Origin of the sequence: Ureibacillus thermosphaericus, assembly GCF_002370195.2 — a bacterium.
Lineage (GTDB): Bacteria > Bacillota > Bacilli > Bacillales_A > Planococcaceae > Ureibacillus > Ureibacillus thermosphaericus.
Genome location: NZ_AP018335.1, coordinates 2342142 through 2368911, shown reverse-complemented (window position 1 = coordinate 2368911; position 26770 = coordinate 2342142). Strand labels below are relative to the sequence as shown.

General features: G+C 35.6%; 20 protein-coding genes, 1 pseudogene and 1 riboswitch. Of the genes and pseudogenes, 4 read left to right on the top strand and 17 right to left on the bottom strand.

Annotated features, from left to right (window positions below; translation table 11 throughout):
- Window positions 1–159: 159 nt before the first annotated feature.
- From UtA1_RS11365 to UtA1_RS11340, 7 genes are all read right to left on the bottom strand, one after another.
- Window positions 160–2163, bottom strand: coding sequence for a methyl-accepting chemotaxis protein (locus UtA1_RS11365; RefSeq protein ID WP_096551112.1), 2004 nt, complete (start codon window positions 2161–2163; stop codon window positions 160–162).
- 216 nt (window positions 2164–2379) lie between these two features.
- On the bottom strand, window positions 2380–3642 hold the full coding sequence (gene ltrA, locus UtA1_RS11360; RefSeq protein WP_096552510.1) for a group II intron reverse transcriptase/maturase: 1263 nt from the start codon (window positions 3640–3642) through the stop codon (window positions 2380–2382).
- Between the two features lie 681 nt (window positions 3643–4323).
- Window positions 4324–4974 carry a glycoside hydrolase domain-containing protein gene (locus UtA1_RS11355; RefSeq protein ID WP_096551110.1) on the bottom strand — a complete coding sequence of 217 codons (651 nt, stop codon included), beginning with the start codon at window positions 4972–4974 and terminating at the stop codon, window positions 4324–4326.
- Window positions 4975–5082: 108 nt separating this feature from the next.
- Entirely contained in the window at window positions 5083–5919 is an 837-nt protein-coding gene (locus tag UtA1_RS11350) for a DMT family transporter (RefSeq protein WP_016838091.1), read from the bottom strand.
- 194 nt (window positions 5920–6113) lie between these two features.
- On the bottom strand, window positions 6114–6836 hold the full coding sequence (locus UtA1_RS11345) for an SIR2 family NAD-dependent protein deacylase (RefSeq protein ID WP_096552508.1): 723 nt from the start codon (window positions 6834–6836) through the stop codon (window positions 6114–6116).
- Between the two features lie 114 nt (window positions 6837–6950).
- Window positions 6951–7106 carry a hypothetical protein gene (locus UtA1_RS17225; protein WP_157782647.1) on the bottom strand — a complete coding sequence of 52 codons (156 nt, stop codon included), beginning with the start codon at window positions 7104–7106 and terminating at the stop codon, window positions 6951–6953.
- An 85-nt stretch (window positions 7107–7191) separates the two neighbouring features.
- The gene (locus UtA1_RS11340; RefSeq protein WP_096551108.1) at window positions 7192–8079 is read right to left on the bottom strand and encodes an alpha/beta hydrolase; all 888 of its coding nucleotides are present in this window, start codon (window positions 8077–8079) and stop codon (window positions 7192–7194) included.
- Between the two features lie 581 nt (window positions 8080–8660).
- Between UtA1_RS11340 and UtA1_RS11335 the strand changes: the two genes are divergently transcribed.
- The 3 genes from UtA1_RS11335 to UtA1_RS17220 all read left to right on the top strand — a co-directional run bounded on the left by UtA1_RS11335 (window position 8661) and on the right by UtA1_RS17220 (window position 12449).
- Window positions 8661–9620: a tyrosine-type recombinase/integrase gene (locus tag UtA1_RS11335; RefSeq protein ID WP_016838088.1), complete on the top strand. Its 960-nt coding sequence runs from the start codon at window positions 8661–8663 to the stop codon at window positions 9618–9620.
- A gap of 820 nt (window positions 9621–10440) precedes the next feature.
- The gene (locus UtA1_RS11325) at window positions 10441–11838 is read left to right on the top strand and encodes a hypothetical protein (protein ID WP_096551106.1); all 1398 of its coding nucleotides are present in this window, start codon (window positions 10441–10443) and stop codon (window positions 11836–11838) included.
- Window positions 11839–12305: 467 nt separating this feature from the next.
- A complete protein-coding gene (locus UtA1_RS17220) occupies window positions 12306–12449 on the top strand; it encodes a hypothetical protein (protein WP_172597779.1) in 144 nt (47 codons plus the stop codon).
- 92 nt (window positions 12450–12541) lie between these two features.
- Here the strand turns inward: UtA1_RS17220 and UtA1_RS11315 are convergent.
- The 8 genes and pseudogenes from UtA1_RS11315 to UtA1_RS11280 form a co-directional block, all read right to left on the bottom strand.
- Window positions 12542–13401 (bottom strand): annotated as a pseudogene (locus tag UtA1_RS11315) (MBL fold metallo-hydrolase).
- Window positions 13402–13566: 165 nt separating this feature from the next.
- Window positions 13567–14511, bottom strand: a complete 945-nt coding sequence (gene metA, locus UtA1_RS11310) for a homoserine O-acetyltransferase MetA (RefSeq protein WP_096551104.1) — start codon at window positions 14509–14511, stop codon at window positions 13567–13569.
- Between the two features lie 93 nt (window positions 14512–14604).
- Window positions 14605–14712: riboswitch (SAM riboswitch) on the bottom strand.
- A gap of 64 nt (window positions 14713–14776) precedes the next feature.
- Complete coding sequence (locus UtA1_RS11305; protein WP_096551102.1) at window positions 14777–15541, bottom strand: hypothetical protein; 765 nt, start codon at window positions 15539–15541, stop codon at window positions 14777–14779.
- A 2-nt stretch (window positions 15542–15543) separates the two neighbouring features.
- A complete protein-coding gene (locus UtA1_RS11300; protein ID WP_096551100.1) occupies window positions 15544–19305 on the bottom strand; it encodes a DEAD/DEAH box helicase in 3762 nt (1253 codons plus the stop codon).
- Window positions 19306–19417: 112 nt separating this feature from the next.
- Complete coding sequence (locus UtA1_RS11295) at window positions 19418–19855, bottom strand: acyl-CoA thioesterase (protein ID WP_096551098.1); 438 nt, start codon at window positions 19853–19855, stop codon at window positions 19418–19420.
- A 270-nt stretch (window positions 19856–20125) separates the two neighbouring features.
- Window positions 20126–20704, bottom strand: a complete 579-nt coding sequence (locus tag UtA1_RS11290; protein WP_096551096.1) for a transcriptional regulator — start codon at window positions 20702–20704, stop codon at window positions 20126–20128.
- Between the two features lie 260 nt (window positions 20705–20964).
- Window positions 20965–21258: a YxcD family protein gene (locus tag UtA1_RS11285; protein ID WP_096551094.1), complete on the bottom strand. Its 294-nt coding sequence runs from the start codon at window positions 21256–21258 to the stop codon at window positions 20965–20967.
- Complete coding sequence (locus UtA1_RS11280; RefSeq protein WP_096551093.1) at window positions 21246–21716, bottom strand: hypothetical protein; 471 nt, start codon at window positions 21714–21716, stop codon at window positions 21246–21248. Before UtA1_RS11280 ends, UtA1_RS11285 begins: the two co-directional genes overlap by 13 nt.
- Before the next feature lie 278 nt (window positions 21717–21994).
- Between UtA1_RS11280 and UtA1_RS11275 the strand changes: the two genes are divergently transcribed.
- Window positions 21995–22975 (top strand): diaminopimelate dehydrogenase, encoded by a 981-nt coding sequence (locus UtA1_RS11275; RefSeq protein WP_016838077.1) that lies wholly within the window; start codon window positions 21995–21997, stop codon window positions 22973–22975.
- A 180-nt stretch (window positions 22976–23155) separates the two neighbouring features.
- Here the strand turns inward: UtA1_RS11275 and acnA are convergent, their stop codons facing one another.
- Together acnA and UtA1_RS11265 are read right to left on the bottom strand one after the other, a co-directional pair.
- On the bottom strand, window positions 23156–25867 hold the full coding sequence (gene acnA / locus UtA1_RS11270) for an aconitate hydratase AcnA (protein WP_096551091.1): 2712 nt from the start codon (window positions 25865–25867) through the stop codon (window positions 23156–23158).
- Between the two features lie 303 nt (window positions 25868–26170).
- Entirely contained in the window at window positions 26171–26725 is a 555-nt protein-coding gene (locus tag UtA1_RS11265; RefSeq protein ID WP_016838075.1) for a hypothetical protein, read from the bottom strand.
- Between the last annotated feature and the right edge of the window lie 45 nt (window positions 26726–26770).

Below are 26770 nucleotides of genomic sequence, written 5' to 3'. Positions count from 1 at the left end.
GATTGTCATGTACGATTTAGTCACAGATTAATTTTGCAGCGAGGGAAACTTGCATTGATTGTCGGAGGAGGAGAGATTTATATAAGTTAATTGTTATGAAGAAGTAAGGGTGTCAAGAATTTCTCTCGACACCCTAAGTAAATAAACAAGGAAAATAATTTAAAATTTAAACTTTTGCGCTGTTTCGTTTAATGTTTCTGCCATTTTTGCTAATTCATTTGCTGCCGAAGCAATTTCTTGCATTGTACCATGTTGCTGTTCTGATGCCGAAGCAATTTCTTGAATGCTGCTTGATGTTTGCATTGAGCTATTTAATACTTCATTAATGTGATGTACAATTCTTTCAACATGTTCTTTAATTGTTGAACTTTCATCTAAAATTTTATTCATTTGAGTGGAGACTTTTTTGACAGCAATCGTAATATTCGAAAACTCATTTCCTGCTTTATCGACATATTTCATTCCATCCTGAACCGCATTATTTCCTTCGTTCATTGCAAGAACAGAATCTGAAATTTCGCTTTGAATTTCTTGTATTAATTTACTAATTTGTCGAGAAGCATCACTAGATTGCTCTGCAAGTTTTCGAACTTCATCTGCTACCACGGCGAACCCTTTTCCATATTGACCTGCTCGAGCCGCTTCTATCGCTGCATTTAAGGCTAATAAATTTGTTTGATCTGCAATGTCTGTGATTACTGAAACAATCTCATTAATTTCATTCGATTTTTTACCAAGTAAATTAATTGCCTTTGTTGCAGTGTTTGTTTTACCTTCGATTGCTTTCATTTGGTTGATTGTTTCTTGAATGACTTCAGTACCTGTCATAGCAGCCATAACTGCATCATCTACATTATTATTCGTTTGTTGTATGTTTTCTGTTATCGCATGAACACGATTTGATATATTGGAAATAAGTTGGTTACCTCTTTCCATAAAACTTGTTTGTTCATCAGTACTAGCTGAAATTGTCTGAATGGATGCGGAAATTTGTTCTGTAGCAAGCAATGTTTCTTCTGAGCTTGCTGTAAATTCTTCGCTTGAAGCTTGTACTTGTTCAGTAGCCTTCTTAATTTCTGCTACTAAAAGTTTAACATTGTGAACCATATCATTGAAATGTTCTGTTAATTGGCCTATTTCATCTTTATTTTTACATTGAATTTTTTCGATATTTAAGTTCCCTGCTGCAACTTCGTTCATGCCTGCTGCAACTCGCAATATTGGTTTAGTAATCGTTTGAACAATCATGATGCTGAACAAGATAATAAAAATTGCTGAAATTCCAATAATGATATATACAGTATGCTGAATCGTTTTCGCTTCATTTAATACAATTTTTTCCGGCGTTTCTAAAATTAATCCAAAGCCAACTGATTCAATAGGAGCATGTGCAAATATGTATTGTTCACCATTTATACGAAGAGAAGAAATGTCCGAACTATTCAAGCTCTCTTTTAGAATATTGACTGTTCCTTGTTCAAGATTAGACTCATCAATATGTTTGCCAATTATTTCTTCATTATTAGCAACTTGGATATATCCTAAATTGTCAATTAAAACTAAATTAGAAGAAACATCTTCATCATTTTTTAATAGTGTGTCGACCAATATTTCAAAATTTGCAGAGCCACACATAATTCCTATTACATTACCGTTGTCATCTTTAATGGGTGTCGCCCCTACGATGATTCGATTACCGGTAGCTTTAGATATTAATACTTCAGAATATGTACTTTCTCCTTTTAAAGCAATTGGATAATAACTACGATCGGAATAATCAGATCCAATACTTTCAGGTTTTGAATGAGCTATAACGGTTCCATCCGTATTAAGCACAAACATCGTTTCAAATACTTTTGATCGCGCTTCAAGAGTTTGTAAATATGGAATCATACTTTCAGAATCCATCGATTTCATAACATCACTTTCTGCTGCAACTTGCATTTCTCCCATCTGTGCGGAAAACCATTGATTGACAAATTCCGCTTTACTTAACAAAAGATTGTGCATTGCTTCTTCTTCTTTTTTGACAGTAATTTTACTATTCATGTTTTGAATAACAAATGAAACTAGAATTAATGGAAGCACTGAAACCAGTAAAAACCAACCGATAAACTTCTTTTTAATGCTATACTTTGCATGTAAACTTTTAATTTCCCCCAAATGAACCCTCTCCCAATAAATATAATTTTTAGATTTTTCAATTTATTATATAACTAAAACGATTAGAAATAAATAACTTAATAGTAATTTAATGGTTGTAATTTATGTTCATTTTTTCTATTATTCTAACATAATTTTCAAAATCGAGTAGGAGGGAGCGATTAACTCCCGTCCTCTCACACCACCGTACGTACGGTTCCGTATACGGCGGTTCAATTAAGATAATTGACGCAAGTTTTCATAACGAGCTTCAAGACTTTTCAGCCCTTGGTTTCTCCAATAGGAGTTACCAAGGGTTCTGTGTAATATTGGACTATTTGAAATACGCCAATAACTCTTCCGAGTATTTCCCCATTCATACGCTTGCCATTGTGGTACGCCAAGTTGAATAAGGTTGCGTATCTTTGTTTTCGGTTTCTTCCAGTTCTTCCATAGACACATTCGAAGTCTTCTACGAATCCATTTATCTAATTCAAGGAATATAGATTTGGTGTCTGCTAACGCAAAATATCCACACCATCCCATTAGATATTGATTCAGTTTCTGAATGCGGTATTCCATCGGGTAGGGCATCTTGCGTGATGTGATTTCACGAACTTTATTCTTCATTCGTTTAAGGCTTTCTTTTGCGATACGAACCTTTGGCTCTTTATGATAGGTAAAGCTAAATCCTAGAAACTTACGTTTCCATGGACGGTCGACCGCTGATTTCTTTTCATTTACTTTCAGTCGTAGTTTTCCTTCAATAAATCGCTGGATACTTGCCATTGTGCGAAGTCCTGCTCGTTTACTTTTCACGTAAATGTTACAGTCATCCGCATATCGAACGAATTTGTGTCCTCTTCTTTCCAATTCTTTATCTAGTTCATCTAGTACAATGTTAGATAGTAGCGGACTTAATGGTCCTCCTTGTGGAGTTCCTTCTAATGTGCTTGACACCACACCATTAATCATGACTCCCGATTGTAAATACTTACGAATCAATTTCAGTAATGGTTTATCTTGGATTCTCTTCGCGAGTGTACCCATTAATCTGTCATGGTTGACCTTATCAAAGAATTTCTCCAAGTCCATATCTACAACCCATCGATGTCCATCTCTTATATATTCTTTCGCTTTCCTCACCGCATCATGGGCACTTCGGTTTGGTCTAAATCCGTAGCTGTTTTCAGAGAATGTAGGGTCATACACTTTTGAAAGTACTTGGGCGATTGCTTGTTGAATCAAACGGTCTGTTACGGTAGGGATTCCTAGTAAACGAACACCGCCGTCAGGTTTAGGGATTTCGACTCTGCGGACTGGCATTGGTTCATAAGTTCCCTTGAGAATTGCCTCCTTAATAGATAGCCAGTTTTCGACTATGTGCTGTCGTAGGTTTTGTACGGGCATCATATCTACTCCGTGGCTTCCTTTATTCTGTTCTACACGTTTTAGTGCTTGAAGCATGTTCTCCCGTGACAGGATTTGATTCAAAAGCATCGTTATTCTCCTTCCGTGAATAGCTGTTCTCTTTATGCCAGTGGTCACTCCACCCTCCAAGAGGTCCCCCACGGGATTCACCGCTTCCTTCCTCAAGTGAGGTACTACGTTTTCTGTGTTCATCATGACTCACTGAATGCCAAGGGCTATTCTCTCTTAATTGTTCGGTCCTTCTTAGTAGTTCTAAACCAACTAATACTATGACCTCTGCTGACTTCTGACGGTTCAGCTACTTATCACTAAGTAGGTTATGAAGCGTACTTCACCTATCCGCCAGACCTCCCCGGGTAAGTACATGCACTTTCACACCATCTATCCGCCTCATTTACTCGATATGACCTTCGACAGAAAGAGCTTTGTTTTGTTTCGCAAACTCACTCAATCATACCTAGCCTTATATGAGGTTCGTGTTCCTCGGACCGGTGTTTTGCCTCCAGCTTCCTTCAGATTCCGCGTCACCACGGACACCCTTGCTCTTGGCTAACCTCTACTTCTGTCTTCGGGGTTCGGGACTTACACCCTATAGTTCATGTACATGCCGGGCGCACAAAAGGAGAAAATTCTGCACTGAGCAGATTTTTCTCCTTATAAACAACACAAACGTATTTGAATATGATTTTAATAATGTTGTTCATAAATTGTTTTGTAAACCAAATTAACAATCGATTTTATAAATAAAAGTTAATACAACATTTCAAATAAACGGCTGTCCGCAATATTCGTATCGATTGGGCATACTTTTGAATCTCTACCATACTGCCATATCCATACATTTCCTTTACATGATACTTTTGTTGGATCGAATTTCGGTGCTAATTGTGCTTTCGTTACGCCAGGTGCTGGTTCTGCACTCCATAATATAGCTTGATTGGCAACGAGTTCATCATCGCTGACAGCTTGACAATAAGCATTTGCAAAGTTTCCTTCCGTCGGATCATGATAAAAGCCCGGTTTAAAATCAGTGTTATACAAGTAATTGACATAACCACGAATCCAATTGCTGTCTACTTCAAAAAACCGTTCAACATTTGCAAATATCGGAGTTCCCTTTCGAATACCGAGCCGTTTTGCATGATAAGACGCAAACATTGCAACCATTCTTCCTTCGTTCTCTCCAACTGCTCTTTTAAAATCGTTATATATTGGGAGTATCTTTGTTCCGCTATTGTGGAGCAGTTCAATTTCTTCTCGATCTAAACCTTCAGAAGCTCCTTCTACACGTGTTAAATATCTCCCCCAAAACTCAGGTTTCCCATAATTATTTAAAACACAATTGTAAAGGTCTGTCGTCACTTTTTGTGATGAATCAACACCCCAATGATAAGTAACCACTTCCGTACCTCTTTTCTATTAGTGTTTCCACTATTTATATATATTGAAATGTAGCAACAATTGTTCATAGAAATGAAAAATGAGGGCCGCATTTGACCCTCACTGAATTCATATCTTTGTAAAGATAATGCCCATCAATGCCGTGATTATCCCAACGATTTGATACAATTTTAGTTTTTCATGAAATACGACAAAACTTCCACAAACTACGACTAAGCAGCTTAATGATACGATGGAAAATACTATACTTGCAATTCCCGTTTGTAAAGCAAAGAAATAACAACTATATCCAATTACACTAATTATTCCTACCACAAAACCAATTTTTGCTTCCGGTGTCTGCCATTTCTCTTTTTGAATGAAGCTGTTAATCATTAAATAGACGGTACCTCCGCCGTACATGCAAATTAACATGTTGAGTGGCTGAATGTGCAAATATGTAGATGCTTTCATCAAGATACCGAGAACACCAAGTGAGAGAATGGCAAAGCTAATTCTCATCATCCAAGGTAAATATTCTATATGCATATGATTGGAAGGAGAATATTGAATCAAAACGGCTGAACAAATCATGATGATAATGCCAATCCATTGCAGGAGCGTAATATGTTCATGAAAAATTAATGCTGCGCTTAAAATAGGAATGATTGCATTCATACTAATTAATGAACTGGTGATGCTTGCTGGTCCTTTTTCAAAGGCTTTAGACATTTGAATATTGCCGTTTGTATTTAATATTCCGATTATCGCTCCAAGTACAACCGAAGCAAAGTTAAAATTATGTAATCCAACAATTAATCCATAAATCATTGTTAAAATAAAAGCAATCAAATAAAAATAAAGTTGAATATGTATTTTTGAGTACCCTTTAGTAGTACTCCATTTAAAAATCATATTATTTGCACCAAAACAAAACATGGTAGACAATGCTGCCCCGACCCACATAAGTAAGCACCTCTTGCAAAATTTAATTCATTCTATTTTAGGTTCTATACATTGAAAATTTCAATGATTTTTCAATCAATAATTTTCTTTATTTTCACCATATTTTCTACCTTATGTTATTTGCTATAATGATAACTCAAATAGAATGGACCCACCTCAAACCAATGGAGAAGGGTCCAGTACATAAAACAATATTAATAATTTTTTTCTAATCGCTCTTGTAAATTGATTAAAACTTCCTTGGCTTTTCCTTCTATTATACAATCAAAGTAGGTTGAATGATGTGCAATTTCTTTATTGATGTACACTTTTTTTCCTTTGGTCATCTTAGGAAGTTGGTTTACCGGATATACTTCCAAACTTGTTCCAATAACGATGACTAAATCTGCACTTTGAATATTTAATAATGCATAGTGCCATGCTCTTTCAGGAAGCATTTCACCAAATAACACAACATTTGGTCTTAAGTTTCCTTGGCAATGAGCACAATGTTCCTTGGCTAAAAAAGCTTCTTTTGAAGCGCTTCTTCCACACGAATGGCAACGAAATGTATAGATGGATCCGTGCAACTCTTCTACTTGGGTGTTGCCTGCTTTTGAATGGAATCCGTCGACATTTTGAGTAGCAATGTGTTGAAGGATTCCTCTTTTCTCCCAATCCGCAAGAATATAATGTCCTTCATGGGGAGAACATTTGTCCAGTAAATTAATTCTCATAGAATAAAATTCATGAAACAACGGATAATTGGATTCTAAAGCATCAACTGTTGCAACTTGCTGCGGGTCAGTTTTTGTCCACCAACCAGATGCAGAACGAAAATCGGGCACACCGCTTTCTGTTGACATACCCGCACCAGTCAATACAATTGTTTTTTTCGATGAACGAATCCATTCAACAACTGTTTGTATTTGGCTCAAATCCCCCACTCCTCTCTCCTATCCTTATCAATATTTATCTCATAAATTTTCCAAGAAGAAAATAAAAAAGTGCGATGGAAGTAGTGAATCCATTAAAATGTTTTATCGTACAGTTTATATATCTGCTCGTGCGGATAGATAAAACGCTTGTTCGTATGAATATGTCGCTTGTGCAGATAAATATATCCCTTGTGCAGATAAATATATCCCTTGTGCGGATGAAGATATTACTCGTGCAGATAAATACATCACTTGTGCAGATGCATACAAGTTCGCGCTGATGAAGCCTACTCTTGTTCAGTTAATAATTAAAAGTCTGTGCCAACATTACTTAACAGGCACAGACTTTTGTTCATCATCGTAGTAAAAATTCCGCAGTTATTTCATATCCCCGCATGTAATCTGGTGAACCCGGAAAACTTTGCATAAAACCATGAACGTTTCCATCAAAGCGAACAAGTTTTACATCAACACCAGTATTTTTTAATGTCTCTGCAAAATATTCTCCTTCATCACATAAAGGATCGTATTCCGCAACAAAAATTAAAGTGGGTGGCATTTGAGCTAAATACATATTATTTGTGTGAAGGGGGGCATAATAGGAAATAGATGTATCCTCAAGATTGGAGATATTCAAAGAATGCAATGTTAAATCAATTCCGTACTTTCCATTAAAAAGCATTCTTGAAATATGGGGACTGTTCTTTATATGTTGGTCTAATTGAATAATTGGATAATGTAACACTTGCTTTTTAAATTGGAAATTTTGCTGAATAGTGAAATCAAGAACAATACTGATGGCAAAATGTGCGCCCAAACTTGGACCGCCTATTGCAATATGATCCGAATGTCCTCCTAATTCTTCAGCGTGTTCTATAATCCATTTTGTTACGTTATAACAACGTTGAAGCATTGATGCTTTATCCGAATTCGTATCATAATCGACTGCAATCACTTTGTAGCCAGTTAAAGAACAAATCATTCGACAACTAACATCATGGCTTTCAACACCACCCGGAATAAAATCTCCTCCGGGGAAAAAAATGAAAATAGGATGTTTTTCCGCTTCATTTGGTGTATAAATGCGAATGGGAATCTCAGAATTCCCTACTTGAACAATTCGATCTTCCACTTGAAATACTTTTGGACGTTTTTCTAAAGGTGGATTTTTTACTTTAATCCCCGTTTTCCTTGCATCCGGATGTTGTTGGAAGTACTGTTCGATATATAAATGAATCGGCATTACTTCACTCCTTTCATTGACATAATTGTGATGGATTGCTCCATTCTAATCGATACACTGTACAATTAGAATGTCCAAATGAATAAAAGGATATGACAAATGAAAAAAACTAAGTATAGCCACTAAATCAAGTATCTATACTTAGCATGAAAAAATTGTGCTGCTTAACAAACTCACTATTTCAAATTTATCTCTATAGTTAAGGGAATCATCCTCATCGACGAAAATTTTCGCAATAAATCCACTTCAAATCGTTGATACTACTGGATTTTCACCCATTTTTTCATTAAAACCATGCACTCTCAGACGCATCGAAATCTAATTGAATGAATAACTCCCTTCAAAATGAGCTGTAAATCGTTTATACAGCACGTATTTAATAATGAAAATTATTCCTTTATTTTACTTTTAACTGCATATAATGTATATTATATGCAGTTAGATTTTTTTCATGGAAAAAGTATTTTTATTGAATCGGTACATTCGCACGTTTTAAAAAAATCGCATTCGCCTTAAACGAATACGATTTCGTGTTAATTACTCTTCCCTATTCCATTTTTTAGATGAAAGGAGGTTTTAAGATGAATACACAGGAAGCAAAAAATCAATTGGACTATTATGAAGATGAATTAGATATTTTTTATACGTATATGGAGGATTTAGGTTATTCGCCTCACACGATAAAATGCTATCTGTCTGATGTACAATCTTTTCTATTGTTTCTTCATGAAAAAGATGATCAATGTGTTCCACTCGATGAGGTTGGATCGAAGCATATTCAAGCGTATTTAAGGAAAACACAAAAAGGCAAAGCCAAAACAACTCGCAACCGAAGATTAATGTCTTTACGAACATTTTTTAAATCTCTTGTGAAAGCGGAAGAATTAACCGTAAACCCAGCAGCAGAAGTTGATTTAGCGAAAACAGAAAAGAATTCTCTTCCTACCTATTTAAATGATGATGAGCTTCGACTGCTTTTTAAATGTATTAAGCATGATCAATACTATATACGCAATAAATGCATTTTAATGCTTATGAGTCTAGCTGGATTACGTGTCATAGAAATACATAATCTGAATACAACAGATCTTATTCGAGATGAAGATGAGCCAGGGATTAAAGTATTAGGAAAAGGAAATAAATCCAGATATATTCCCTTACCTACTCCTTTGTTTAATTTACTTTTAGAGTACGAACGAATGTATAGACCTTTACCAAAACCTGAACATCAAAATGCTTTTTTTGTTTCGAAACGCGGAGAAAGAATTTCAAGAAGAAGAATACAAATGATTGCAGAAGATACTTTTGCTTCGTTAAAAAGTTTGCCTGATTTCACTTACTTACAAAACAAAAAGTTATCATCTCATAAATTGCGGCATACTTTCGGGACTAGACTTGTGCGCGGCGGAGTTGATCTTGTTACAGTACAAGAATTAATGGGACATACAAACTTGAGTACAACCCAAATTTATACGCACGTGAATAATAAACAAAAGCAAGAAGCGATGAGAAATCAAAACGTTGGGAAATTTTTTGAATGAGGTGTCTAGAAAGGTGAATACTTCCAGACACCCTTCACTTTTTATCGCAAGAGCAATGACTTCACAAAATTTAATACTATGAATAATAAATAAATTTTATTGCATCCATTCGTAATCTTCTCTCACATTCTTCGCAGCGGAAAATTTTACTCTTATTTTCCTTAAATAATTGATATTTTAAAGACCCCTCATATAAATTAAATTTTTGTTTGCAGCTAGAACAAATTACCTCATAGTAAATCATCGTTTTCCTCCTTAGTGAAATGTTTTTAGTTATGACTCCAAATAACATTGCTGAACATCTAACTATGGACTTCGCATAAACTTACCACAAGAAGTTTTTAAAAAAGATATGCATAACAACAATAATATGCTTTCAATTTTTAATGATCTAGGAGATTGCTGAACTTCTATGAGAGGAGTAATATGATAAACAGTATAATATTCAAAAATACCTTAATAGTTCCTTTTTAATTGCAAAGCTATGTAACCGTTTTCATCTTTAGATTTAATGTTACATTCTATTAGTTGATTATGATGGCATTTTCAATGTTTGTTGTTCCAATTTTTTACTTATAATTTAATTATAGAACAGTCATACAAAAAATGAAACTAAAGAGAATTCATGAAAATTTTCTGAATGGTTATCAATATCCTAACTGCTCATTTATTGATTCCTTATCAATAAATTCCATTTCTATTTAATTTGTTTACACAAAACATATATAAGACAAAATATATCGAATGAATATTCTAAGCACACACCCATTAGTCATTTGCCTCATATTCTAGACAAAAAATAAATTGAGGGAAGTGAACTATGGGAATTGAGTTGACGGCACTGCATTGGATCTATGTTGTGTTTATTGTATTGATTATCGGCTTTATGGTGAAACGCAGGGACACTACATTAATTTGTATAGTGGGTATTTTTTTGCTGTCTATTACAGCAACCGGAGATTTCGTTGCTTCCATCAGCAAAGTGTTTTCAAGCTTCATTTATGCCATCACCGAGTTATTATCGACCATCATCATCATTTGTGTGATTGTTGCCATGAGCCGCGTTTTACTGAAAACGGGCATTAATGAAGTAATGGTTTCCCCATTTGCAAAAATTATAAAGAATCCAACTTTAGCGTTTTGGACAATCGGAATTTTAATGATGCTAATTTCTTGGTTTTTCTGGCCTTCCCCAGCTGTTGCATTACTTGGTGCTGTTTTGTTGCCTGTTGCTATTCGTGCTGGACTCCCAGCTCTAGGTGTTGCGATGGCAATGAACTTGTTTGGCCACGGTATTGCCCTCTCTGGTGACTTTGTTATTCAAGGAGCGCCGAAATTAACAGCCGATGCAGCTGGACTTCCGGTTCATGAAGTCATTTCTGCAAGCATTCCTCTAGTGATTGTGATGGGGATTGTTACGACAGTTGTAGCATTTCTATTGTTAAAACGGGATATGAAGCGCGGTACGATTGACATGATTGGAAATTTTGATGGTGAAACTCAGGAACAAGAAGAGGTTGACACAAATCTTTTATCGATGAGACAAAAGCGAATATTTGCGATATTGATACCAATTGCCTTCTTATTAAATGTAGTGGCTATGTCTATATTTGATTTAACTGGTGGAGATGCGACAGCATTAATTGGTGGAACAACGTTAGCACTTCTATTACTCCTTTCAATGTTTGCCCATAAAAATGCTGGACTAGAAAAAACGACAAGTTATTTAATTCAAGGTTTCCAATTTGGTTTTAAAGTGTTTGGTCCTGTTATTCCAATTGCCGCATTCTTCTATTTAGGAGATTCTGGATTTACTCAAATCATCGGCAATCATTTACCAGAAGGATCTCAAGGCATCATTAATGATTTAGGGGTCGCACTAGCAGCGGTTGTGCCTTTAACCGCTGAAATTGCTGCAGTGACAGTTGCAGGAGTTGGCGCAATTACAGGGTTAGATGGCTCCGGATTTTCTGGTATTTCGTTAGTAGGTTCGATTGCTAATCTATTTGGTACAGTGATTGGTGAAGGAACTGCTACTCTTACAGCATTAGGTCAAATTGCAGCCATTTATGTTGGTGGTGGAACTTTAGTACCATGGGCTTTAATTCCAGCAGCAGCAATCTGTAATGTCAGTCCATTTGAGTTGGCTAGAAGAAACTTAATTCCAGTAGTAATTGGATTATTTGTGACGACAATTGTTGCGATGTTTTTAATATAAATAAAGAAAGAAACCGTATAACAAACGTTGCGGTTTCTTTCTTTCGTGCGCCCGGCATGTACATGAACTATAGGGTGTAAGTCCCGAACCCCGAAGACAGAAGTAGAGGTTAGCCAAGAGCAAGGGTGTCCGTGGTGACGCGGAATCTGAAGGAAGCGAGCGGCAAACTTCCGGTCTGAGGAACACGAACTTCATATAAGGCTAGGTATCATTGGATGAGTTTGCTAAACAAAACAAAGTCCTTTCTGCCAAAGGTGGTACAGAGTAAATGAAGCAGATAGATGGAAGGAAAGATTACATTCTTACCCGGGGAGGTCTGGCGGATATGTGAAGTACGCTTCATAACCTACTTAGTGATAAGTAGCTGAACCGTCAGAAGTCAGCAGAGGTCATAGTATTAGTTGGTTTAGAACTACTAAGAAGGACCGAACAATTAAGAGAGAATAGCCCTTGGCATTCAGTGAGTCATGATGAACACAGAAAACGTAGTACCTCACTTGAGGAAGGAAGCGGTGAATCCCGTGGGAGACCTCTTGGAGGGTGGAGTGACCACTGGCATAAAGAGAACAGCTATTCACGGAAGTTATAAAGACTTGCGTCAATCATCTTAATTGAACCGCCGTATACGGAACCGTACGTACGGTGGTGTGAGAGGACGGGAGTTAATCGCTCCCTCCTACTCGATTTTATATGCTTTTGTGAGTTAATGTTCAAAACCATCAACGTATCTTCCATCTTTCGGAATTGCCAATTCATCGAAGTGATGAACTAATTGGGCTAATCCATTTTCCAATTCTTCACCCGACATTGGAACACCGTGTCCACATAGTGCCACTCTTGGACGAAGATAAGCGAGTTTTGTAACGCTTTCTCTTGCTAATTTCCAATTCGTTGTAAAATATTTAGGCGGGCCAGAGATTTCCTTTTCTTGTACAAAAACTTTAAACAAAGACTCTTGTTTCACCGTAACGAACGCATCACCAGCAATTAGCGCACGGTCCCGTTCACGAAAAAGAGAGATATGACCTGGTGAATGTCCCGGTGTTGGAATCCACTTCCATTCAGGTAACATCGGGATTGTTCCATTTTTCGGCAGTGCATGAACAAAAGAATCTAACTGTATTGGCTGTTTAGGAAAGTATGGTGACATTCTCGCAACGAGTCCACGATCTACCGTAGGATCTGGATTTGGATAGCTTTGTTCTCCTATTAAAAATGGGATTTCTTCTTCATGGGCATATACTGGGACATTCCAATGTTTTACTAAATCAACAATTGCGCCAACATGATCAAAATGTCCATGGGTTAAAAGAATCGCTTTTGGGCGGGCATTTTGACCGAAACGCTGCTCAGCTTCTTCAATGATTGCATTAGCTGATTTCGGCATTCCCGCATCAACTAAAACCCATTGATTGTCTTTATCTGGATCACCAATAAAAAAACATTGACTACTTGGATTGTAAAATGATATAAATCCTCTGTAATGTTTAGCCCTACCCCACTTAATATAGAAGTGACGGGAATAAATTTATAATCATCACCATAATGTAGCTGTTCGGACATTTCATTACCCCCTTTACATATTATTGAGTATTTCCAATTATGAATTCTTTATTTGTTCAAGAACTTCATTTTGCACTCGCTATTGTCATTCATATGTATGAATTGTTTTATTAATAAAAAAACTGTAAAAATTCTTCCGTGGAAGAAGAATTTTTACAGTTTTCATTAAATATGATAATCAATTGGATCATGGCCGTCCACGAAATGCCAGTCATAAGGAGTTTCTTGGTAAACGTAGTAGTTCAACCAGTTGTAGAACAACAGATGGGCATGCGCTCTCCAACTATTTTTTGGCTCTTTTGTTGGATCATTGTTAGGGAAATAGTTTGCTGGTATTTCCACTGGTAAACCTTTCTTAATATCACGCTCATATTCTTCCTTAAGAGTTGTTGCATCATATTCCAAGTGTCCTGTAATCATAATGTGTTTATTATCTTTTGATTGAATGATAAAAGGTCCTACTTCTTCAGAATAGCTCAACAATTGTAAATCAGGATGTTGTTGCACTTCCTCTAAGGAAACTGACGTGTATCGAGAATGAGGTGCCACAAATTCATCATTGAAACCACGAACTAAATCGTTTGTTAAGTCTGTTATAGTGTGTGAATAGATGCCGGAACATTTTTTCGGCAACTCAAATTTCCCTATTCCGAAGTGATAATAGAGTGCTGCTTGTGCCGCCCAACATATATAAATGATCGATGTCACATTTTCTTCTGCCCAGTCTAAAATTTCAGTAAATTCTTTCCAATAATTCACTTCTTCAAATTCCATCCGCTCTACTGGCGCTCCTGTGATGACCATACCGTCAAATCGGCGATGCTTTATTTCGTCAAAGGTTTTATAGAACAATTCCAAATGGCTTTTTGACACATTTTTTGGCTCATATGAAGCTGTATTTAAAAATGTTACATTTGTTTGTAAAGGAGTGTTACCGAGTAAACGCAATAATTGTAATTCTGCTTTTTCTTTTTCAGGCATCAAGTTAAAAACCAAAATATTTAATGGTCGGATTTCCTGTGATAACGCACGGTCTTCTTCCATGACGAAAATCTTTTCATTTCTTAAAATTTCTCCAGCTGGTAAATTCTTCGGAATATTAATTGGCATTTCTCATGTCCCCCAATTCTACATTTAATTAATAAAAAACCCTCTCATTCCAGCATAGGAAATGAGAGGGTACAAACATTTCATGTACGCACTCTCTTATCTCCCAAGGCATAGCCTTGCTGGAATTAGCACCTTTCTAACAATCGTTAGAGGTTGCTGAAGCTTCATTGGGCCAAGTCCCTCCGCTTCTCTTGATAAGAAAGTTTTGAATCCTTATAAAATTAAGATAATCCTAACACATTTAATAGGGATTTGCAATATTAGGTTATTTTATTTTACTCTGCATTTTTGTTAGCCATTCCGAGCTCTCTTTCTCATTCAATTCTTGTTCTAATTGTTGATCCCAACTATTAAATAATGTATTCCATACGCGGATAAATAATTCCTTGTTTTCAGCGTTCCAAATAATGAATTCGATACAAGGGACATCATTTACTTGAGTATTTTCCATTGATAGTATGGATTTGATTTCTTGATGATCTTCTTCCAGTTCCGTCGCTTGCATGTTTTGTATTGCTTTCATCATAAAAGGTGCACTTACTGGCCCCTCTTCATTACGTATATAACGATAGATTTGTTCCGGAAAATCATCAAAGTCTAATACTTCCTCAATATCGCCTTCTACGATTTGATGATGTACAGGGCTATATAGTAGCTCTATTGCTACGGGTTCTAATTCCTCTTCAAATACTCCTAGAGAAAATTGTTTCATTCCTTTTTCGGTAAGTTGATAATAGTTATTTTCCCGTATCAACAACCCATTTTTTTGCATTTTCCGTAATAAATCTTCTATAAATAGTGGCTCTACCAGTAAAATTTCACTGAGCTGTTCAGCCCTTTCGAAAGTTGATTTTTGGCAAGAGAAAAGTAAGATTTTCATTAATATATCCATCGTCCTCTTTCGAACTGGCTGATAAGTGATTTCATACGTATGCATCGGAATACACCAAATATCCGTATGAATGATTAAAGCAGATTTTTCTTTTTCAAGCTTTTTTATTAATTGTTGCTGTATTTGATGGAGTTCCATGTTTATGTTAAGAACGTCTCCTTCGTTATTTTTCGAATACCTTGTTGTTTTTCCACTACTTCATATAGATATTGATACATTTCTTTAGTGTTCTTTGCTTTTGGTCGATTCATGAACATTTCTGAGCTGCCAATAATCATCAGTAATTCTCTTGCTCTCGATAATGCAACGTTTAACCGGCGGTAATCTTTTGCAAAACCGATTTCTCCATGTGGATTGTTTCGAACCATACTTAGTAGTATAACGTCCATTTCCATACCCTGGAATTTATCGACAGAGCCTGTCCGAATATGTAAATGGGACAAATTCAACTCTTCTATTAACAAATTAACTCGATTTACTTGCTCTCGATAGAAACTAATCACACCAACGGATTTTAAAGCATCATTTTCAAGTAAGCCTTGTTCTTTTGATTTTGCAGTTGCTTCGTTTAAATCGATTAATAGTTTCCGTATTGTTTCTAGTTCGGAAGAGTTAAATAAACTAGCGCCTTCCTTCATTCTTTCTTCAAAGTAATGTGGCTCGTTTGGTAGATCGAACCATAATAAATGTTCATGGCGTTTTACATAATTTCCATTTAATTTATGATCTCTTGCTTCATCAGAATTATCTAAACCACAATGTAAGGACTCGTTGCCGGTCCTATAAAATGGAGTGATGGTTTGCATAATCTTTTCATGCATTCTGTATTGAATTCCTAGCATTTTCTTATTTGTGCTAGGTAAATTTTTATATAGGCGTTCAAATAATGATTCTTCCAAAAGCTTCTCGAGTTCCCTTTTTTCTTCAAAAGTGTCGCTTTCTTTCATAACTACTTCCAATGTTTCTTCAAATGTATCGTCACCGATTAATGGTGGCAACTGATGGTGGTCGCCGACAAGAATAATTTTTTTCCCTTTTAACATTGGAAGTAATAATTCAGGCGGTGTTGCTTTTGATACTTCATCAATAATGACGACATCAAAAATAGGATAATTGTCCATAAAATCTTTATTTGCGGAAGCAACACAAGTTGTACCAATCACATTTGCATGTTTCACATATAGTTTTCGGATTTCATCTAAATCGTGTTCAGTAGAATTATTTAGTAATGAAAACCATTCTTTTTGAATTTCCTTTGTGATTGGCAACAGTTCAATTTGTTGATGTAATTTTTCAATTTTTAATTGGAAATCCTTAATTTTTTCTTTCGTTTGTTCCAGTTCGAACTCAGGATTTTGTTTTATGAGTTGTTGCAACTGTTCAGCTTTTTTCTCTAAAACAATGCCTTGTCGATGTAATTCTTTTAATTCTTTATGTATGGTCGATAATAATTCTCCACCATTGGAAAGTTCTTTTTCAATTGTGGCAATCTCTTGATTGATTTGAGCTTTTTCATGTTCATATGTTTGATAATTGGCTTGTTGTTCAGTTAGTGAAGAAATCTTTTCATTTAATGCGTCGATGATAACTTGTAACTCGTCAATAGATGGTATGAAATCTGTGTTTTCTATTTGGAAATTCTTTAGTTCTTGATGATATTGTTGAATCAATTGTTGCAGTTGCATCTCTTTTTGGCTTAACGATTGAATATGTTGTTCGCTAAGCCCTAATTGTAGTGAATATTGTTCCGCAACTTCCATTTTTAATTTTTCAAAAACGGTTTTCGATTCTTCTGCTAATCCTTTGAATTGCAATAATAGCTCATTGACATAAAGCCATCTGATATATAGGCCGCGTATAGAAGGAATTCCATTTTGGCGATTGATTTTTTGTTGTTTAAAAGCAAGCGCTAATTTATCTAGAAACTCATTCACTTCATGTAAAGAATATTGATGATTTGGCGGCAGCTGAACGGGCTCTATTTGAATTTTTAATGTTTTTTCATTGTATTCAATGGCTTTTTCAATCCGTTCAGAAATTTGCTTCGCGGGTTTTAATTTCAATATTTGTTGATAAATTTTGTCCATATCAAGCAGCAACTGATTAATGACAAACCCTCTTTTGATTCCATGAGTTTCAATAAATCCTTCTACTTCTTCTAATTTTTTATAAGATTGCAATTGGTTAAACGTATCGCTGAATTCCTCTTGTTTTCTTTTCAATATTGTGATTTCATCTACTACTCGTTGCCATTCAGCTTGTGCTTCATTCAATTTTTGTTCCACATGAACATAGTTGATTAAGTTTTCACTTTCTCGAATGTGTTTTTGTGCGTCTTTAATTTCTTGCTGAATTTGATTAAGACCTTTGCTTGCTATCGTTTCTTCGATTTCTCTGAGCTTTTCTGTCCGTTCGTTTAAAGAGTTTTGCAATGTTTCGATTGATTTTTCGGTTTTTTCTTTTTCTTTATTATTAGAGATAATTTGTTTCTTTAGCTCAGCAATCGACTCAAATATACCTTTTAATTCTTTCTCGGCTTCCTTTTTTCGCAAAATATCACGTTCAAGTTGAGCTACTTTTTCTGTTAGCTGTTCAATTTGCGTTTTGTAATCCTCTATTTCTTTTTGTAATAATTCTTCTTTATGCTCATGTTGGTTAATTTCCTTCGAAATGGCATCAAAGGTTTGTGTTTTCCAATATTCTGCAACATTTTCCTCAATAAATTTTTTGCCTTCTTCTTCAATGCTTTCTGTACGACCGTATCGTAAAATTCGAATATCTTTATTTGCTAGTAGTCTTCCAAGGGCATTATCAACAGCTAAATTTGATTGGGAGGCAATAAGCGTTCTTAGCCCCATTTTGACGTTTTGATAACAAATTTCAGAAATAACGGTTGTTTTACCTGTGCCAGGCGGGCCTTGAATGACAAATAAATCTTCAGCTTCTAGCGCACCCCTTACCGCTTCTCTTTGATATTTGTTTAAATTGTTATGGAATTCAATATCAAGATGGTTATTGCGTTGTGCTACGTTTGGAACATCTTCAAATAAAAAGTTTTCTAGATTAGGATTTGCGGCAAGTCCTTCTTTTAGTCGATCGAAGCCTTTTAAAAGACGATTTAACTGAGATTTTGTCGAGGCATTGCTAAAGGTGATGGAATCCGTATGAAAATCAAAAACATTTTCTTTTGCTAATTTACTTATTTGAGGAGCTAATTCAATTTCGATGGTTTGATGTTGAATATTTGTTTTGACAATTTCCCCAATTTCATTTTTTATGCCATGAACATAAGCGTTCATCCCTTTTAACGATTTCCACTCTTTATCGTGAATACCACGTACCTTTAATGAAACCGTTGAAAAGTCTGAACTGTAAGAAATGGATTGGATATTTGCCTCGATGTCATCGATGTTGGCATTTTTATATAAAACTTTTAAATAACCTTCCCAGCTTGAAATCCGTTTATTTACATAGTCGTATTTTTCTTGTGCTACAGGTAATTGAGCGATGGTTTTTATAAAGTGCTCTGAGTAAGAATGGCCATTGATTCTAGAAGGGACGAAATGGATTCGCATGCCCTTTCGTCTGTTTGTATCAACGGGTGTATGTTTACCCTTTGTTCGGAAACTTTTCGCTATAAGGCCATTTTTTATATCAAATACACAGTCTAAAATCACGACGCGTTCGTTCATTTTTTTCGATAATTTTTCATTTCGACGATTGTCAAAATAAATAGTAAGGGATAGGGATGTTTCTTCTATCGATTGTTTTTCTAAAAAAACAAAAAATGATGATTGTAAACTAAAAAAGGCATGTTCATCGGTAAAATGTTCCTTAATCGCTTCTCGGGCTGTGTTTGTTAAGACGATAAAACATTTTGTTAATTCTACAGTTTGCACCATGAACATCCCTCCTTTTTACTCACAATCGTCATTATATCAAAAATGATTCATCCAATATAGAATTATCGTTAAAAAGGAAAATGACTAGCCATAAAACTAGTCATTCATTTTATTAAGAAGTTTTTTCTTTTTTTGTTCGAGCAATTTCGTTATATTTTGAATCCCATTCAGGATCAACTTTTCGAAGTGGAACAGGTTTGAAATCGTCTTTTTTTACTAAGATATTTACAGTCGTGCCACTTGCGGCAACAGAACCATCTTCATGTAAAATTTCATAACCATATGTAGTCCGCAATTTGTCATGTTGTTCTACCCATGTACGTACTTTAGCAATTTGTCCATATCTCATTGATTTTTTATACTGGATGGATAAATCGATGACTGGCGAAACATAACCCATTTCTTCTAATTTTGCGTAGTTAAACCCTAAATCACGAATGAGTTGGGTTCTGCCCATTTCCATCCAAATAAGGTAGTTTGCGTGGTAGACAACCCCCATTTGATCGGTGTCCGCATAGCGGATTTCTACTTCTTTTTCGCTGAAAAACATGATATCACCTCTAAAACAGTATACCTCAATGAAATAATCATGCAAATGAGAGATGCGAGATATATCAATTTTTTCCATCTATATTTGGGGAGTTTTTTGGAAATAATACTGATACTTATACGATTTGCCTACTCTACAAAAATTGGATAGTGAGATACGATGAATATAAAGCTTCTAATGCGATATATTGGCAGCCTCTGGATAATTAAATATTATATTAAAATGAAAAAACTGATGTGAATGGACTATATCCTTCCATCAGTTTTTGTCTTAAAAACCAATTAATGTATTGATCAATTTGAGATCATTGAGAATATTTTCTTTATTGTTTTTGACATTTGTATACCAAGATTCAATAATTTCCATCGCTTTATCTTCAATTTGTTGATTTTTCTTAATTAAAGAAACAATCGTATCAATGAATTTAGTTCGCTCTTCATAAAACTTCGTACGCATTTCGAAATCTCTATTCACTTCCACCTGAAATACTTTACCAAGGCGGATGATTCCTAAATTTACATGTTGTTCAGCATAAAGGCTTGACCCAACATAAGCCAACTTTTCTTGAAACGAGACAGGTTCATCTTTAAAATAACTTGCCATTAAACTCTCTACTTCATTAGTTACAGATTTTAACTTATTAACTTGGGTTGGAGCGAGTTCTTTTGCTTGTTCAAAAATAGGTAACATTGCAAGGGTATCATCAAATAATTCCTTCACCTTTTGAATTCGTTCTGAATCATGAGGAAGGTTTAATTCATGGTGAATATTTTCAAATACATATAATCGTTGGAGATATCCTGTTAGTAAAACAATTCCGTTATACACTTTTCTAGCATCCATTGTCATATGAATCCCACTTTCATTTCAAATCTCTTTTTGAACATAACATAAAACAAATGAAAACAAAATAGTTGATTTTTATGAAAATTAATAAAATACGGATTTTTAGTTGTCGACATGAAATTGAAAGGGCCTGTCCAACAATTGTACTTTTGGACAGGATTACTGCTTATAAGTCAATTTGCATTCCCATATATTTGGAGCAAAGGAAAAAGCGACTTATGAAAAGAAGGCGTCTTGAAAAATCTCTCGAGACGCCTTCTCCGTTACCATTCAATATTTGCAATGATTCCTTCTTCATCGTGAAGTTCTAAAACAATTCGGGCTGACATTGCATCTCGATGCAATTGTTCCTCAATGTAAAGTCGAATTGCTGTAATGAAATTAACAGTGTTATAAGGTTCCATTTCGCCGTTTACATACGCTTCAGCTGTAAAACCACTAGCATCATCATACATCAACTCTACTTCCACATCTTCTGGATTGACATGTTTAAATTTAGCGTGGAATAGACAAACGGCATCAATGATCTCTTGTTCAGATAACGTTATCTTCTCCAATTTTCCGTAACCTCTTTTTCGCTTTTTCGTTTTATCATGAAATAAATTTTAATGATTAAATATGCAATCAATAAAATGGCACCGAGATTAATAACTAAGCCTAAGAGATTTCCTAGTAATCCCATGTCAGCAAATAGGCTTCCAAACAATAATCCAGCAAGTCCACCGATCATAAGACCTTTCATTAATCCACCGGAAGAAAAACCTCCCTTTTTCGTGGAAGTAGATGTATTATTGTCGTTTTTATTTGTTGTTGCTTTGTTAACGCTACCATTAGTACTAGCATCATCATTTGTCATGCGGTTTTTTGTTGCACCATTATTGCCGCTAAAACCTTTTTTGCCTGATTTGTAAGATTTGGCTTCAACAGTGAAGTCCCCACCATCGTGAAATACAACTGCACCAACATTTGAGAAAACTAATGCAAATGCAAGTACAATGGCTGAAAGTTTTTTCATTTTAAATCCTCCTATTTACATCTTTTGATGTCATACACTACCAGTATATCAAAATCATGATTGTGAACAAACTAAATACATATTTTAATTTTATAATTACATTTTAGTATACATAATAATATTATATAAACCTAATGATTATTTCTTAATAGTTTTATTACAATAATGATAAGATTATTATTCATGCAAAGAATTGTATAAAAATTTATTGTACAATGATGTTCAAAGAGGTAATATAAAAAATATATTTTTTGTTGTTTTAGGAGGTAGGAGAAGTTATGAGTAAAATTAGAATTGGGATTGTTGGTTACGGAAATTTAGGTCGGGGTGTAGAAGCGGCGATTCAACAAAATCCAGATATGGAATTAGTGGCGGTGTTTACGCGCCGAGATCCAAAAACAGTGGCTGTTAAATCAAATGTGAAAGTTCTTCATGTGGACGATGCACAATCTTATAAAGATGAAATCGATGTGATGATATTATGTGGTGGTTCTGCAACAGATTTGCCAGAACAGGGACCATATTTTGCTCAATATTTTAATACAATTGATAGTTTTGACACACACGCACGTATTCCTGATTATTTTGATGCTGTCAATGCTGCAGCTGAACAATCCGGAAAAGTTGCAATTATTTCAGTTGGTTGGGACCCAGGATTATTCTCTTTAAATCGCCTTCTCGGTGAAGTTGTATTACCTGTAGGAAATACATATACGTTCTGGGGAAAAGGTGTAAGCCAAGGGCATTCTGATGCAATCCGCCGAATTCAAGGTGTAAAAAATGCTGTACAATATACAATTCCTATTGATGAAGCGGTAAATCGTGTGCGCAGTGGTGAAAATCCTGAACTTTCAACACGTGAAAAACATGCTCGAGAATGTTTTGTCGTATTAGAAGAAGGAGCAGATCCTGCAAAAGTAGAGCATGAAATCAAAACAATGCCAAATTATTTTGATGAATATGATACAACTGTACACTTTATTTCTGAAGAAGAATTAAAGCAGAATCATAGCGGAATGCCTCATGGTGGATTTGTTATTCGAAGCGGTAAAAGCGACGAAGGTCATAAACAAATTATTGAATTTAGTTTGAATCTTGAAAGCAATCCGATGTTTACTTCTAGCGCTCTGGTAGCTTATGCACGTGCTGCATATCGATTAAGTCAAAATGGAGATAAAGGTGCTAAAACAGTGTTTGATATTCCATTTGGCTTACTATCTCCTAAATCTCCAGAAGATTTAAGAAAAGAACTTTTATAAAAGCTAATTGAACGAAACGGCTTCAGCTCGAAAATAATAGAGCGAAGCCGTTTTATTATGGTTGGCTTTTTTGACCGGAAAATCCCTTTTCCCCTTCTCCCCAACTTCTTGAGTCGCTTTCCCCCAACTATTCAAAAAAAGCAGGTTGAACAAGTCAACCTGCTTTCATATTGCTAGAAATTACTTTCCAGCTAATTTGTTTCTTAATACCATTTGTAGGATACCGCCATGACGGTAGTAATCTACTTCTACTTCTGAGTCGAAACGAGCTAATGCTTTGAACTCAGTTACTTTGCCGTCTGGAGAAACTGCAGTTACTGTTAAGATATCGCGAGGTTTTACATCGTCTGTTAAGTTAACAGAGATTGTTTCATCTCCTTTTAATCCTAAAGTTTCTGCGTTTTCACCAGGCATGAATTGAAGTGGTAATACACCCATCATTACTAGGTTAGAACGGTGGATACGTTCATAGCTTTGTGCGATAACTGTTTTAATACCTAATAAGTAAGTACCTTTTGCAGCCCAGTCACGGCTAGATCCCATACCATAGTCGTTACCAGCAAGAACTACTAAGCCAGTACCTTGTTCTTGGTATTTCATGCAAGCGTCATAGATGTATTCTACTTCGCCTGTTGGCCAGTAAGTTGTGAATCCACCTTCTGTACCAGGAGCAATTTGGTTGCGGATACGGATGTTTGCAAATGTACCACGCATCATGACTTCATGGTTACCACGGCGAGAACCGTAAGAGTTGAAGTCGCGGATTGCAACACCTTTTTCTTGTAGGTATTTACCTGCAGGAGTATCTTTACCAATTGCACCAGCTGGTGAAATGTGGTCAGTTGTAATAGAATCACCAAACTTCGCAATTACGCGCAAGCCTTTAAGCTCTTGAATTGGAGCTGGTTCTTTAGATAAACCTTGGAAGAATGGTGGGTTTTGGATGTAAGTTGAATTTTCATCAAATGTGTATAGAGACTCAGTTGATGTTTCAATTGCATTCCATTTTTCGTTTGCAGTGAATACTGTTTCGTATTCTTTCTTGAATAATTCAGGTGTAACGACTTTATTTAAGATGCCGTATACTTCTTCAGATGATGGCCAGATGTCGTTGAAGTATACATCTTTACCATCTTTGTCTTTCGCAATTGGATCTTTTTGTAGGTCGATATCTACAGTACCAGCTAAAGCATAAGCAACAACAAGTGGTGGAGATGCTAAGTAGTTAGCTTTTACTAATGGATGAACACGACCTTCGAAGTTACGGTTACCAGAAAGAACAGATGTTACAAATAAGTCTTTTGATTTAATTGCTTCTTCGATTTCTGGAAGTAATGGACCAGAGTTACCGATACATGTTGTACATCCGTAACCTACAGTGTTGAATCCGATTTGGTCAAGGTAATCTTGTAAACCAGAATCTTTTAAGTAACCTGTTACAACTTTAGAACCAGGTGCTAAAGATGTTTTTACCCATCTTGGTGGTTTAATACCAAGTTCAACCGCTTTTTTCGCAACAAGACCTGCAGCGATTAATACGTAAGGGTTTGATGTATTTGTACAAGATGTGATGGCAGCAATTGCTACAGCACCTGTAGGCATTTCTAATTCTTCGCCATCTTCAAATTTAATTGTTGAAGTTTTAGCAAATTCATCTTCTGTTAAGCCGAAACCTTGTACGCCCATTGGAGCTACAACCGCTTCACGATAACGTTTTTTCATTTCAGAAAGCGGGATTAAGTCTTGTGGACGTTTTGGACCAGAAAGGTTTGGTTCGATTTCGTCTAATTTGATTTCTAATACGTCTGTGTAAACTGGATCGAAGTTTGGATCAAAGAACATATCATTTTCTTTTAAGTATTTTTCAACAACTTGAACGTGTTCTTCATCGCGTCCAGTTAAACGCATGTAGTTTAGTGATTCATTGTCAATTGCGAAGAAACCGCAAGTTGCACCATATTCTGGAGCCATGTTGGAAATTGTTGCACGGTCTGCAAGTGGCAATGTAGCTACACCTGGACCGAAGAACTCAACGAATTTACCAACTACACCGCGTTTACGTAATACTTGAGTTACTTTTAATGCTAAGTCCGTTGCAGTAGCACCGTTTGGAAGTTTACCAGTCAATTTAACACCGATAACTTCTGGAATTGTGAAGTAAGATGGTTGACCAAGCATACCAGCTTCAGCTTCGATACCACCAACACCCCAACCAAGAACGCCAAGACCGTTAATCATTGTAGTGTGGGAGTCAGTACCAACTACTGAATCTGGGAATGCTTCGAATGTGCCATCTTCATTTTCTTTAACGTGAATAACTGGTGCTAAATACTCTAAGTTTACTTGGTGTACGATACCAGTTGCAGGTGGTACAGCACGGAAGTTATCGAATGCAGTTTGAGCCCATTTTAAGAATTTGTAACGTTCAGCATTGCGTTCAAATTCTAAATCCATGTTTGCTTGTAAAGCAGTTGGAGAACCGTATTTGTCAACTTGTACAGAGTGGTCAATTACAAGGTCAACAGGAATTTCTGGATTGATTTTTGATGGATCTCCACCTAATTCTTTCATAGCAGAACGTAAAGAAGCTAAGTCTACTACTACTGGTACTCCAGTGAAGTCTTGTAGAACTACGCGAGAAGGTTTGAATGGTACTTCTCCTTCTGGATCTGCACCTTCTGCCCATTTTGCAAGATTATTTACGTGTTCTTCTTTGATTACATAGTCATCATATTGACGTAGAACAGATTCTAATAATACTTTGATTGAATAAGGTAGGCGTGAAACTTTTGCAATGCCTGCTTCTTCTAAAGCAGCTAAACGGTAATAATAATACGTTTTACCATTTAACTCAAAAGAAGCACGACTGTTGTGTAAGTTGCTCTTTGTCATATGTAATCCCCCTATATAAATTTTGAAAAGGCTTGCTAGTTCTTTTCTCCATGACCAATCATAACTCACTTATCTTCATAAGTAAATTACATTAAAATTATGTTTTGTCATTAGAGATTTTTATGACCCATTTGGGCAATTAAATTTTATTCCAAAAGATTCAAGAATTCAACGATGTGTATAAAAATGCTACATTCATGAATTCTATGAATATTTTGGATAATGCTAATTATAGTTTATACTTAACAATAAAAAAATTAAAGAGAGATTTTCTATTAATTATTCCCTATTTCTAGTCAGTTATTATATTGATAATTCACTTAAGATTTCATCTTTATCATTTTTGACTACTATATGAAAATGTTCGGAATCTTGGAGTTTTTCCAAATCAACATACCAAATGAAATAATCATTTACCTTATATAAATCAATTGTTTCTTTTGGTAATGTTGAAAGATTGAGCAATGTTGCTTTTTCACCATTTACGATCACTTCTACTTGTCCTTCTTTATTTATTAATCCATATAGAATTTTTCCATCAGAATGAGCGGAAGTGATTTCATTTTCATTTAAACGCTTTGGCAGCTTTGCGTATACACCGTTACCGCTTGACCATCCTTTCAAATTTTTCTTTACTACACCCGTACCAAAATAGTTTCCATTGGACAAAAAGAAATATCGATGTTCTTTTTCTGTTTTCGGCCCTTCAATCCACTCATACTCTGCATCTTTTGGCAATGCTTCTTGCGGCGTGTCAAACCCTTCACCTGAAAATTGAATTGTAATCTGTTGGAACAAAAAGGCCAGAATTATGATTAATGCTGCAAATAATACCGCCCTTGTAAACCTGCTTCTCATGTATTTTCTTCCCTTCTTTAATTTTCATTGCGTCCTTATTTGAGA